General features: G+C 63.5%; 10 protein-coding genes. 5 read left to right on the plus strand and 5 right to left on the minus strand.

Annotated features, from left to right (window positions below):
- Nucleotide 1: 1 nt before the first annotated feature.
- The 3 genes from ABZ004_RS05565 to ABZ004_RS05575 all read right to left on the minus strand — a co-directional run bounded on the left by ABZ004_RS05565 (nt 2) and on the right by ABZ004_RS05575 (nt 5,380).
- A complete protein-coding gene (locus tag ABZ004_RS05565; protein ID WP_355678565.1) occupies nt 2-3,220 on the minus strand; it encodes a hypothetical protein in 3,219 nt (1,072 codons plus the stop codon).
- 280 nt (nt 3,221-3,500) lie between these two features.
- A complete protein-coding gene (locus ABZ004_RS05570; RefSeq protein WP_355678566.1) occupies nt 3,501-3,695 on the minus strand; it encodes a hypothetical protein in 195 nt (64 codons plus the stop codon).
- 629 nt (nt 3,696-4,324) lie between these two features.
- Nucleotides 4,325-5,380: a hypothetical protein gene (locus ABZ004_RS05575; protein ID WP_355678567.1), complete on the minus strand. Its 1,056-nt coding sequence runs from the start codon at nt 5,378-5,380 to the stop codon at nt 4,325-4,327.
- Between the two features lie 340 nt (nt 5,381-5,720).
- Here ABZ004_RS05575 and ABZ004_RS05580 point away from each other — a divergent pair, with 340 nt between their 5' ends.
- The 3 genes from ABZ004_RS05580 (at nt 5,721) to ABZ004_RS05590 (ending at nt 7,483) form a co-directional block, all read left to right on the plus strand.
- Entirely contained in the window at nt 5,721-6,146 is a 426-nt protein-coding gene (locus tag ABZ004_RS05580; RefSeq protein ID WP_355678568.1) for a pentapeptide repeat-containing protein, read from the plus strand.
- 166 nt (nt 6,147-6,312) lie between these two features.
- Nucleotides 6,313-6,963: a DUF5343 domain-containing protein gene (locus ABZ004_RS05585; protein ID WP_355678569.1), complete on the plus strand. Its 651-nt coding sequence runs from the start codon at nt 6,313-6,315 to the stop codon at nt 6,961-6,963.
- Nucleotides 6,964-7,054: 91 nt separating this feature from the next.
- Nucleotides 7,055-7,483: a hypothetical protein gene (locus ABZ004_RS05590; protein ID WP_355678570.1), complete on the plus strand. Its 429-nt coding sequence runs from the start codon at nt 7,055-7,057 to the stop codon at nt 7,481-7,483.
- A gap of 462 nt (nt 7,484-7,945) precedes the next feature.
- Here the strand turns inward: ABZ004_RS05590 and ABZ004_RS05595 are convergent, their stop codons facing one another.
- Nucleotides 7,946-8,851 carry an SMEK domain-containing protein gene (locus ABZ004_RS05595; RefSeq protein WP_355678571.1) on the minus strand — a complete coding sequence of 302 codons (906 nt, stop codon included), beginning with the start codon at nt 8,849-8,851 and terminating at the stop codon, nt 7,946-7,948.
- Between the two features lie 1,460 nt (nt 8,852-10,311).
- Nucleotides 10,312-10,659: a hypothetical protein gene (locus tag ABZ004_RS05600; protein WP_355678572.1), complete on the minus strand. Its 348-nt coding sequence runs from the start codon at nt 10,657-10,659 to the stop codon at nt 10,312-10,314.
- 207 nt (nt 10,660-10,866) lie between these two features.
- Between ABZ004_RS05600 and ABZ004_RS05605 the strand changes: the two genes are divergently transcribed.
- Together ABZ004_RS05605 and ABZ004_RS05610 are read left to right on the plus strand one after the other, a co-directional pair.
- Nucleotides 10,867-12,132, plus strand: coding sequence for a helix-turn-helix transcriptional regulator (locus ABZ004_RS05605; RefSeq protein WP_355678573.1), 1,266 nt, complete (start codon nt 10,867-10,869; stop codon nt 12,130-12,132).
- Nucleotides 12,129-12,656, plus strand: a complete 528-nt coding sequence (locus tag ABZ004_RS05610; RefSeq protein WP_355678574.1) for an NUDIX hydrolase — start codon at nt 12,129-12,131, stop codon at nt 12,654-12,656. Before ABZ004_RS05605 ends, ABZ004_RS05610 begins: the two co-directional genes overlap by 4 nt.
- The last annotated feature ends 291 nt before the right edge of the window (nt 12,657-12,947 follow it).

Below are 12,947 nucleotides of genomic sequence, written 5' to 3' on the forward strand. Positions count from 1 at the left end.
CCTAAGCGAACGCGTCGCAGTACAGGGCCCAGTCGGCGTTCGTCCCGTCGCCGTCGGGTGGCATCACCTGGTACATCGTCGGATCGCCCTTCGATCCCGCGAGCTTGCGCTCCACGGTGATCTCGACCGAGGCCGAGAAGAACAGCACCTCGACCTCGACCGTCAGCGATGCCTTGCCGATCAGCTTGCCGGTCTCGAACTGGTAGGTCAGTGACAGCTCGAGCGTGATCGACGCGCTGATCAGACCGAGGACGTCGACCTCGCCGCGGATCCGGAAGTACGCGGTGAGCAGTCCCTTGTCGGCCTCGAGTCGCAGATACACCCCGACCGAGATCGACACCGACCCGGACGCGACGCCGAGATCCACCGACAGCGACGCGCACGCCTCGAGCCCGAGTTCCAGCAGGACCAGGCCTTTGGGCGAGGCCCGCAGCCCGAGCCAGCCACCACCGCCGATGCACATCACGGTCAGCCGGAACGGCGCGTCCTTCGAGCAGAACGCGAACCCGACGGTCAGCGCATCGCCGAGGAACGGCACCCGCGCATCCGCGCCGAGGGAGATGTTCTCCAGACTGAACACGCCCACCGACACATTGGGCAGCGTCAGGTCGAACCCGGCCGTCACCCCGTCGGGCGCGACATCGACGTACGGCGGATCGGAGAACCCGTCGAACGGGACCAGTTCACGCAGCCGATCGACGAAACCGAGCGGACCGAGGAATCCGATCCCACCGAAGACGACGTCGACCTCGGGTTTGCCCGCCGACCCCGCGTGGAACCCGATCCGCCGGAACATCAGCTTCATCAGCCCGCCCGAGCCGGTCCCGATCAGGTTCAGGTCGAAGTCGGCGAGCTCCGCGAGGATGTCCACCTCTGGCGGCGCACTCGCCGACGCCTTGACCTCGACGTCGAGGTGCAGCGCGTGCTCGTCCTTCGGCTTGAAGATCTCCGGTACGCCGGGCAGTCCCCACGAACCGATCGCCGGCCGCCACTGCATCCGTGCGGTGACCTGCCCACCGACAGCGCCCCGCAACAACTGAGCTAGTCCGGCAGCATCCTTGGCGAGATCGGTCAGCGTCTGCAGCGTCCGGACCGGCTTGCCCAAGGCCGACCGGACCGCGGCCGGTACGCCGGGAAGGCCGATCGCGTCGAGCAACGGCTGGAACTCGCCGATCAGCGCGACAGCGGCATCGCTGACGGTCTCCGGACTGCCCGGAAGACCTTGTACGGCGGCGATCAGAGCATCGAGTTTCGCCTTCAGCCCGCTCGCGCGAGCATCGAGTTCGTCCTTCGCCTGCTGGGCAACGGCTCGTGCGCCATCGTGGGCCGCGCTCGCGACCTCTTGCGCGAGTCGCGCCTGGGCATTCTCCAGCTCGGTCTTCAGCCGCTGCGCCTCCGCCATCAGCTTGGCGACGGCATCGAGCGCGTCGGAGACGAAGGCGGGCGCCTCATCGAGACCCGCGACCTTCAGCAGGTCGAGCAGGCTGAAGAGCCCGAACAGCTTGGGCAACGCACCGGCCAGGAAGGAGGCCGGATCGAAGGTGCCCCCGTCGTACGGCGAGGGGCTGTTGCCGCTCTCCCCGATCGCGCCGAGGGCTCGGGAGATCCCCCGGACCGACAGGTTGGGGGCGACGAATCCGCCGGACCGGTCCGAGCCGTTGGTGAAGTCGATCGCGGGCGGCGCGCTCTTCAGAGCAAGGACGAGTTCACCGGCGTTCGGCGTACCGGGCACTGGCGGAGCGTCCGGTGCACGACCCGGGAGTCCGTGCGCGAGATAGGGCTTGGCGAAGACCAGATCGACGGCCGGGGCCTGCGGGGCGAGCTGACGCATCGCGGGCACGATCGCCCGGGCCTCGGTGAGGAACGGGCGGGAGGTGACATTGGCCGAGTCGATCTCGCCGTCGAAGACCAGATGGCTGACCTCGATCGAGGTGTCGCCTGCCTTGACCGGCTCGGCGACGGCCAGGGTCTGACCACCACCGGCGATCTGACGCACCGGGAAGTACCGCGGTGACGCGTCCTCCGGGTGGAACACGAAGGTCTGCGGCCCGTCCTTCCCTGCCTGCACGAAGACGAGCGGAGCCGGCCAGCTCCGCGTCTCGCCGCCCCGGTCGACCGTGGTGAGCGTGAACGGGAACGGGATGCCGTTGCGGGTCGGCACGAACGGCTGCTGGTTCTCCGGAGGCTTGTCGATGTCGGGCGTGACGAGCGGTCCGATCGTGACCTCGCCGAACGGGTTGTCGCGGTCTCGCGGCGGGTAGTTCCGGGTCGGCTGGCGGAGCACGATGAACCACCGCTGCCACAGATAGGCCACCGGAGTCGCGCGATGCTTGACCTCGCGCTCGGTGATCTTCACCAGGAAGCACCGATGCCCGAACGGGAACAGGATCCCGGGGTAGGCGACCCGCACATACGCGTCGCGCCCCATGAACGCCTGATGCCGGTAGTCGACGATGTTCGCCGGGAACTCCCAGGACTGCTTCCAGTCGAACCACGCACCGAGACTCGACAGCTCGAGGTCGCGAACCTCCAGCGGCGTTCTCGCGTTCGCCGGATCACCGCCATGTGTCTGGGTGACGATCGCCGTCCGGTCGAACGGGATCAGCGGCTGGTCGAACCCGGGCGGCGGCAACTCACTGTCTCGCGTCCACAACCCCCGGACGATCAACTGCTCCTCGTCGTCCACCGTCAGCCGGGTCCGCCAGAGTTCGACCCTTCCCGGCGGCCCCTTCGGTTCACTCGGGTGCCGGAACGTCCCGCGCGCACTCGGCGAGACGATCAACCGGTACGGCGCTTCGATCGCGGTCTCGAGGTCGTCCGGCTTCTCGATCCCCCGGTCGATCGACTCGCCGTACTCCGTGGCGCTCGGCGAAACCCGCAACGGCAACGCGGAAACGGTCTCCAGCACATCCTTGAGCGTCAACGGGATCCGGGTGCCGTCCGGTACGTCGTACGCCAGTCGCGACGGTCCCGCCGCAACGTGGCTCGACGCCTGAGGCGGCACAGCAGGTGGTGGCGGCGGCGCACCCGCCTGCCAGACTTCCTCCCCCAGATGTTGCGGCGGGAACTGCAACACCAGGCACGCGTCCGGGCCGGCCACCAACTCGGTCTCACCCTCGACAGCACATCCGTACGCGAACAGCCTGAGATCGATCAGGTCATCCGCACGCAGCAGCCGAATCTCCACAGGCCGCAGCCCATCGTCGGGCCATCCCCCCATCACGGCACCCCCTCCGCCCCAGCCCCACGCTGACGCAGCCCACGAACCCTGTCAATGGATCGGCTAGAGCCGCCGGTATGCCGCCGCTGACAAATGGCGTACTTCGACCGTCAACTTGGTGGTGCCGGCGCATGGCTGAGAGCCGGGGCGGCCCTCCGAGTCGGCCCGGTGCACTGGCAACCGCTCCCGCGGAACCGCACAGATGAGCGCGGCCGGCCAGGGCGGGTAGATGACGCCGAGTTTGTCGATGACATCACCGGAGCAGCCGGTGATCTGTCGCTCAGTTTCGGGGTAGTTGGTCGTTCGGGTCTTCCTGGGCCGGTGTCTCGTTCTGGTCCGGCTCGCCGCTCTCGGCCAGCGGGCCGTCGTCGGGATCGAAGGTGTCGTTCGCGGTCGATTCGGAGTCGGGAGCCGGGTTGTTGTCCGGGTCCTCCGGTCCATCGAACGGCATCGGCGTGAACTGGCTGGTACTCATCAGCGGACTCCTTGTCGATAGCGGTTGCCTTCCCGCAGTACCCGCGCCAGCCCTTCGCCACGCCTGACCGCACCGTCACGCACCCAGTCCGGCGGGCGATCCCCGACATTGGCCATCTTCGGCCGCAGGACATCACCCACCCTCGCGGACGGGGTCAGCTGACTCGGTACTCGAAAGCGCCGATGTCCGGTAGCGGACCCGCGATTTGGCTCAACCATTACGGCCACGACAAGCACATCCGGGCTGGGACGTACGACCACCTCGTCTGGAAGCCGGCCCTGTTCCACGCTGGGGTCATTCGCGAGCCGTTGAGGGATGCTCGGGACCTAGAAGATCCCCAAATCAGCCTCTGACCTGCGGAAGCGTCAGCGGATGCGCATGCCGGAGATTGCTCGGGAGATGACCAGGCGCTGGATCTCCGACGTGCCTTCGAAGATGGTGTAGTTCTATTCGCGCTGGTCACACGCCTCACGCGCATCGGGCGAAATTCGGCTCTGACCTGCACGATTATTATTCATCAATGCTCGACGCTTGTCGCTGCTTGCCGACGTCTCACGGAACGGTGACGGAGCGGGCCCCCACGAAGTACCCCACCGCCCCATCGCTATCGCCTGGGGGCCAACAGCTGATTAGGAGCTGGGGCGCCGCACGTAGCTCACCGAGACGCGCTCGCCTTGAAGCAGTCTCATCAGATCACGGTTACGAGTCCGCTCCGAATCGGTGTCACTCGGCCACTCGACGTGCATAGCGTCGTACATAGCAAACCGATCAAGGTCGACACACGTGGCCATCGCGGCCCCCCACTCGGCTGCTGAGGCCACAGCACCACGGTAGGTTACGAACGCGAAGGTATACGGCACTAGAGCCACGAGGAGCCACCAGCCCGCTCCCAATAGCCAAACACTAGTAAGGACGGCCCCAAGAAGCCCGTAGAAGGCCATCCGCACCGACACGTCCAGTTGCTCTCGCGAGTCGTCAATATAGGCGGATCGGGTAGGCGCCGCAGCGACCGCAAGATGGGGGGCGATGGTGATCAAGTCCAGGCCGTACTGTCGTCCAACTGCGTCCTCAACGCAGCGCAGTGCGTTGCCAAGCCGCGTCGGCAGCATTCGATCAGCATCTTTGGGCAACTCAGATAGGACCTTCTTGGTGGAGTCCATCGCAATCACAAGGCCGTGAACCATTGCGCCGTCCGGCGAAGCCCTCTGAGTTACGCGCCAACCCTTCTGTTGTTCCGGCGTGAGGCCGTCGTAGGCTTCCCCGAGCTCTGATCGCGAGATCGCGTCGAGGGCTCGTTCCATCTCCAACTCACTTGCGTCAGCCCGATCTTCGAGCTGATGCTGCCTGCGTCGGTGTCGGAGAGCCATGGCCGTGGCCAGGCGCACAGCAAACGGCCGCGGCCCCCAGTACCCCTCCAACAACTGTGTCGTCGCGAACAGCAACGGGTGCACCAGGAGACCCAACAGCAGAGATGAAACGACCATCAGTCCGACCTTCGCGGGCGACCAGTCAGTGATCGCCTTGCCCGCTCCGTCTAGGTCGAACCTCCCGAATGGTTTAGACGCCCCACGCAGTGCCGTCACCCAGAGGACGAAAATCAGGGAGGGCAACAACGAGGCGAGGCTGAAATAGCGACCTATTTGCGTCCCGACCGCATTTGCCGTCTCGGGGAGCCCTCCTGCCATCAGGAGCCGGCCTCTTCCCGCCACTTACAAGCCTTGCAGAACAGGACATCATTCGGGTCGAGCTTCAACTTTCCCATCTTGCAATTTGGGCAGGTCTGCCCCGCCTTATATCGCCCCGTGCCTTCCCCCCTCTTGCTTCCGCCGCGGTACCCCAAGAGGACGGAGGTCCTCAGAATCAGAACGATCAATGCACCCCGCACGCGACCAGACATCGCGCACCTCCCACCATCGTGAAGTCAGTATGCCGCCGGCGTGGGCCGACGACCACCCCTCGGCGCGGCTGCATCCGGCGACCGTTATGCGCTGACATGCTTGGGTCTAGCTAACCGAGGGAGTCTCGATGCGATCGCTACGCATCATTCAGGCCTTTTATCCGTTTGTGTGGGCCGCGCCAGCAGTCGTCGTACTGATCCTTGCCGTAGTGAGCGAAACTTGGGGTCTGATCGCGGCATCAATTGTGCTGGGTCTCGTCGCAACCTTGGCGCTGGGATGGGTCCTCGGCGCCGGGATCTCCTCGACTCCGCCCAACCCCACAGAAGGAGCACCGCCGCTCGCAACCGTCGGTGAGGCAACTACAGACGCCAGCTGCGCCAGCGACGCCAGTGACGGAAAAGCTGTCCTGACCGGAGCCGACCTGACCGGAGCCGACCTGACTGGAGCCGACCTCAGGGGGCTGGACCTACGCACTGTCAACCTGACCCGTGCTGTTCTACGTGACGCGAACCTCCGAGGCGCCCGTCTCTCGGACGGCACCGACAGCAAATAGCACTAAGTGCTGGCCAACCCGATCCGAGACGGGAGCCTCAGCGCCCCAAAAGCTAGAGTCGTCGGCTGGGAGATTAGGTCGAAGGCGCCGGCCGAGCACGATGCCTCCGTTGTGGGCTGCGCGTTGCCTGCTGAGAATTGTGTGCACCGACTCGTACGATGCGTTCATGGCATCGATCCAGTTTGTCTTTAACTACACGCCGGGCAAGCTCGAAGAGTTCATCACGAAGCTCCAGTCAGTCGGCGCACCCGACAAGATCACCACTGACTACCCCAAGTCGATCGGGTTCGGCTCGTCACATGCGCGTAGCTTCCCCGCCGTACTGAAGTACGCAGGGCTGCTCGAGTCCTCCGGTCAGCCAACGGAGGCGTACAAGAAGGGCCTCCGTGGTGGGTCTGCAGGTCGGACCTTGGTCGGGACGGCAATCGCGCAGGCATATAAGCCATTGTTCGACGTCTACCCCGACGCTCACAGCCATCCGGAAGCCGATCTCGTGACATTTGTCAAGAGCAACTCGAACCTGGATGACGACAAGGCGGGGTTGGTCGTTCGCACGTTCAAGGCGCTATGCAAGTTTGGCGACTTCCAGAATCCCGGGGCGGCCGACAGCATTGATGAGGACGGCAGCAAGGGCGAAGACGTAGGCGACAGAGGTAGTCAACGTCGCCCGCGGACCAGCGGCAACTCTGGAGGTGCGGTCGTCATCAACGTGAACATCGCCTTATCCGTCGACGCCACCAGCGACCCAGCGGTGTACGACGCCTTCTTCGCCGCGATGGCGAAGCATCTCAAGGGCCTGATAGATGGCAGCGCCTAGGACTCCGCGTGAGGTCGCCGACTGGGCGACCAACGCGCAGGCCGAGTTAAGCAGGCTCCTCGCAAAGCGCGAGACGTCAACACATCGCGTGATGACGGTGACCGAGTCCTACGAGAAATTGACGAAGCTCAATATCAAGCAAGACAAGTTGTTTCGCGAAGCGCTTCAGTGCGCGGAGCATGGACTCTATCGTTCGGCGCACGTCACATCCTTTGCTGCACTCATGGATTTCGTCCACGAGTGGATCGCGGCTGAACCCACGCGCCTCCAAGCCATCCAGACGAACTACCCCACGTGGAATATCAAGCAGGCCGCGGACTTGCGAGAGCAGAAGGACTACACGCTGTTCGAAGTGCTGAAAAAGCAGAGCTTGATTACAAACGCCATGATGAAGGCGCTGCAGGGGCTGCTGGCCAAGCGCAACGAGTGCGCTCATCCCGAGGACTACGAGCCGGGAATTAATGACACCCTTGGGTACCTGGATGAGATGATGAAGCGGATCGCCGCGCTCGCAACCTGAGTACCCTGACCGACCTCGAACAGCGGGACGCCGCGCTGGCAGGCCTGCTGGATGTTCGGCAAGTTCGTCAGCGGATGCGCAAGCCGGAGATTACTCGGAAGATTACCAGGCGCTGGACTTCTGAGGCGCCTTCAAGGATCGTGTAGATCCCTTCCAGCGTCCTGACAGGTTCGCACCAAAAGCGTCGAAACTGAGCCTGACCTCGGTCTCACCTCTTGGAATTTGTTTGGCTGTGATCGTCATTTGTCATCGCCTCATGGAGCTGTGACGGAACAAGCAGTCATCCGAGGCAGCATTTCGAATCTGCTAAAGGCTCACGCGGGAGCGAATCTTTAGCCCCGGCGAGCGGTATGACCGAGTAGTTCGCAGCGTCAGATGGCCTGGCTCACCCCGGTCCGCCATCACAGTCGCTCTTAGCATCGCCGACTCCCGTCTTATCCGGCTCCCACGTGCGCGACCGCGCTACCAGATGGGTGGCTGACTGTTGGTCGCCATGGCCAGTGCGGTGACGTCCTCCTGAATGCGCAGCCGGTGCCCGTCGATCAAGATCCCGTCACTTCCCTTCAGTGACCCCCTTGAGTGCAATTCGTCTCTGAGAAGCGTGGAGATCGCTTCTGTCTCGGTGTAGATGCCCTTCAGCAGACGGGCAAACTGCGGCTGGAACGTGCGGTACGGTCTGGTGATTTGGTGCCCCTGATCATCGGCGCCTTGTCCGAGTAGGCGCCGAATACTGCGCATCGCCTCGTTCATCTCCTGCCAGCTCATCTCGGCTGATCGATGGTCTCGAATGGCTGGCCTGTCCAAGTAGGCAACAATTGTCATCAATTCCTCCTCATCCGAACGTAAGTGGAATGGTGTAATCATTGTCAGACCCTGTAGCGCTTCGTCGAGATCAGACAGCCTGACACTGTCCTGATTTTGGAGGTCGAGAAGCTTTATCAGGCTGATGCCGCGAACTTTGACTGAACTCTTCCCTGCGGTGACGGTTCGCCAAGAGGTAACACCCTCGTTTCGCACGCAAGTTAGGCCGACCACCTCCACTTCCTGAATGCCGTCTAGCCGATTCCCTTTTTGAACGAGTTGCTTGGCGAGGGCGCACACGGTCTTGTCGAACTTCACTTTAGTAGTCTTCAATGTAGCTTGGATTCCCCGAGTACCGTCCTTTGTGATCAGATCGATCGCAGGAAAATTATTGCTAAAAGCATTGATATTCAACCACCCCATGCTCGTGACCGCGTTCATGGCGTCACAGATGGCGGTCTCGCAGTACGCTGAGATGTTCTGCCCGTGCGCGTTCTGAGCTTCTACCTGATGGCAGATGATTGCGAGATTACGCAGTATGCGTTGCTGCGCCTCGACCTTGTTCACCAAAATCACCTCGGGGAGAGCAGGGATCTTATGGAGAGGGTATCCGCTCATCTCGGCCACTGGCGGCATTGGACGCGCGGCCTGTTCCCCCGAGGCGAACGAGGAGGCAAGCCCTGCGAGAGAAGAGGCACTCGATCGGTGAGCAGGGCATCCCCGCAGGCTCGATGCGTACAAGAGGCGCTATGCGGCCTCGTCTCCGTCCGGCCACTTCACCTTCACGACCACCGGCTTAACATCGACGGCTGCTACGAGACGTGGCGGCTCGTATCCTTGCCGACGGGCGACCGCCGGATTGCCCGCCATCTGGGCGGAGTTGACGGAATGGCCGTCCGCGATCGAGGTGCGCAGACTGGGGGCGTAGAGGATCGCGTCCGTGTATCGCCGTCCATTCCGACTGCCGTTGGAGCGAGGGCCTCGACTATCCCTCCGGCTGCCGAGTGGTTTCGCACCGCATGCGTTCAGCACAACCAGATTGGGTGAGGCGTTGGGTTTCAGTACTGGCCGAAGCGAGGCGTCCACGGTGGCCACAACGCCGCAGCGGTACTCGTCGATGTCTTTCGAAGCCGAAACTCCGCCGTGAGAGCGCTGAAGTGAACCCACGTGTGGGCGGAACCTGTCGATCCCGTCCAGCAGGCTATCGGTGGTTGCGGCAGTGCGAATGTCCAGATTGATTTGCTCGCTGTGCGCTGCCCGTTCGACGCTTCGGCACCCCGGCTCGCCGTCAGCGCCCCATCGGTCTATGAATTCCCAACGACGTTCGGGCTGCCATGCGACCGGCACGCACTTTGCCCCGCCGAAACGAGGCCAGCAGAACCGTCACACTTCTGGCACTCAAGGAGTTACGGGAGGCTGTTACGGCTATTGAATGCAGTCGTTGCGTGCTCGTTGATCCATCATGGATGATCCCGCAAGCTCATATCGCCCGAGTTCGCTGGCGCGAACGCACGTGTGTCAGGACTGCGCTTCCACTTTCATTGCGGGCAGATCGGACCAACGCTTCTGCTCGGATCTGTGCCGCGGCCGGCACTGGCGGAGCCGTCAAGCGCTCCGGCTGGAGTCGCGGATCGACACTGATGAGATGAGGGGCCTGCGCGCCGAGGTTGATCGTCTGCTGCGCGAAGTGGCGCAACTTCGGGAGTTCAATGGCTTCCTGCGCCGATGTCTCTCCGCTGCGGAGATGCGCCTGATCTTGTCTCGTCGACCTCACGGCAGATGGGATTTGAGGAACCGTCGGCGGAGATGGGAAGACGACACTGCAGATGAGGACTAGGCAGGGCGGTATCCGGGATTCATTAGATCGACCGGGTTGGGGCTCCATGCGTGGGTCGGAGCGCGCCGGTCCGGTTGGTGATGAGAGGTGTCAGCACCAACCGGACCGGGCTGGAACCTGCGGGATTGGTCCGTGAGGTGACCGGCTCGCAGGTCCGGTGGAGGGGCGGGACGGGTGCGGAACGCAGGGGTCACTGAGGAGAGGGGTACCCCTCAGCACACCCGCCCCGCCTGATTGGGGGCTGGGATAGGAGGATCTTGATGTGGTTGCACTGCATGCTTTCGCGGATCTCTAGCGGGTTGCCGCTGGCAGCGAAGTGCAGGAGGTTTGGGACGATGAGGACGCGGTCGTCGACGGCCATGAGTGCGGCGAGTGCGCGGTGGAGTTCGGTCGGTGCGGTCTTGATCTCGTCGATGAACAGGGCCGTCAACTCGTGATCGTGTGCTGCTGCGCAGTTAACGATTGCTTGGCGGCGGGTGGCGATCTCGCTGTCGGTCATGAGGAAGTGCTTGTTGAAGTAGCCGAAGGCGATACGCATGATGTCTCAGGCCCCGTTGGTTTGTGCGAAATCTGCAGTTGTTGTGGTGCAAATAGCCTCGGGCAGGCGAATGGGTTGCCACCATGGTTTGCTGCTGACGCAGTACTGAACTTCCACTGAACCGGCCGTGGGCCGGTCAGGTAGAGGGGCGAGCTTCGCGGTGGGAGACTTGGGCTCGTGATGGTGCAGGTGTGGTCGGGTCGCGAGGTGCGGGCGCTGCGGGAATGTCAGCGATTGAGCATCCGGGAGTTCGCCCTGCGCATCGGTGTGAGCGAGCGGATGGTGTCGCGATGGGAGGCCGGCGGAGAGCAGATTCGGCCGCGGCCGATCAATCAAGCCGGGCTGGATTCGCTTCTGGCGGCGGCGAGCGATGCTGAAAGGTCACGGTTCGCCGCGCGGCTGAAGGGCCCGGAAGCACCTTCAGCGCCGCCGTCCGAACCGGTTCGGGCCGCGACTCCCCCATCGCGCTTCGACCACTCAGGATCCCGGTCGCGAGCAGCAATCTTGATGGACTCTGGGCACGACCAGAGTTCAGATGTGTTCGCGATGCAGTCGTTCCGGACCGCCGACCGGCAGGTCGGCGGCGGCCATCTGTACTCCTCCGTGGTCAAGTATCTGCATGTCCAGGTTGGGCCTCGCCTGTTCGGCGGGGACCTCATCATCGAAGACCCTGCCGTCTTCACCGCTGCCGCCGGACTGACTGAGATGGCAGGCTGGATGGCGCACGATGCCGGTCGAGACGACCGCGCCTACAGCCACTTCCTCCGTGCTTTTCATCTGTCCAAGGCCGGCAAGGATCGCCAACTCGGCGTACACATACTCGCCAGTCTCAGCCATCTTGCCCACCACCGCGCCGACTCGAATGGAGCTGTCCGCTTCGCTCAGGCCGGGCAGCGTGCACTCGCCCAAGGCCCGGCAAACCCGGAACTCAGTGCGCGGCTTCTGGCCATGCAGGCACGAGGCCACGCCGCCGAAGGCAACGCTGGAGAGACGCACAACCTCCTGGCGAAGGCCGAGAACGCACTCGATGGAACCCACCAAGAGACTCCGTCCCCATGGGTGAGCCGATTCGATCTGGGCAGCCTGTCCAGTGAGGCCGCACGATGCACGCGGCAGTTGGGCAAACACAACGAAGCGGCCGGACATGCCGAGCGGATCATCGCTCTTCGGACATCGAGCCGGACGAGGAGCCACGCATTCGGGCAGCTGTTCCTCATAGCAACTCTGATCGATCAGGGCGAACCGGCCGAGGCCTGTCGCCTCGTCCGGGAGGTCGTCGACGCGACTCAGTCAGTAGGATCGCACTTGATCGTTCAGCAGTTTCGTGACATCCGCGAACAGCTCACGCAATACGCCGACTCCCCCGCCGTACGAGAAACTCGGCAGAGCCTCGCGGAGACGATCCGCCAACGTGTCTGGCTGCAGCAATGGATCACCTCCGACGCCTCCAGCCCACAGGTGACGCGCGGATGACCGCCGACGAACCGCTCTATCGTCGAGACCCCGACGCATGGCAAGAACACCTGGCCGAAGGAAACGCAAAGCAAGCCCGCAAGCGAGTGGGCGCCGACGCGATCCTGCGCGATGACCAGGGGCGAATACTGCTCGTCGATCCCGACTACAAGCCGGACTGGGATCTGCCCGGCGGCATGATCGAGGCAAACGAACCACCGGTCGATGGACTCATCCGTGAATTGAAGGAAGAACTCGCCCTTCAACTGCCGCCGAGCCAACTGGCGCTCGCCTGCGTCGACTGGGTCGCACCTCACGGGCCTTGGGACGACTCGTTAATGTTCATCTTCGACGGCGGACAACTCGACTCGGACCAGATGTCGTCCCTTCAGCCTGATCAGACTGAGCTGAGGCGGTTCGGCTTCGTCGACCTCGGCAAAGCACAACACCTGCTCAAGCCGTACGTCTGGCTACGCCTGGAAGCCGCGCTTGGGGCCACCAAATCGCGGACGGTGGCCTACCTCCACGATGGCCATCCAGCCTGACGGAAACTATCGCCAGTCCAATGACAGGTCGATCTCCGGGGGTGACAGGGATGCAAGTTCGAGCATGGAACAACGGCGCACACCATCGGTCCGGCGCCGGATACGGGCTCAAGATTCGCATCGCGGACCGTGACTGCCTCTTCGATCCGGAATGGACCCACATTCAGTTGGCGATTCCAGGCGAAGGCGAGGTCACAGTCTCTCTGTCTGCCTCGTTCTGGCGGACATGCAGTGAACTCCGGAGCGCCGCGCTCGGACGCTGGCTTCTCCGGTCCGGCCAAGCCCCGTGGC

The organism is Kribbella sp. NPDC006257 (genome assembly GCF_040613535.1).
Lineage (GTDB): Bacteria > Actinomycetota > Actinomycetes > Propionibacteriales > Kribbellaceae > Kribbella.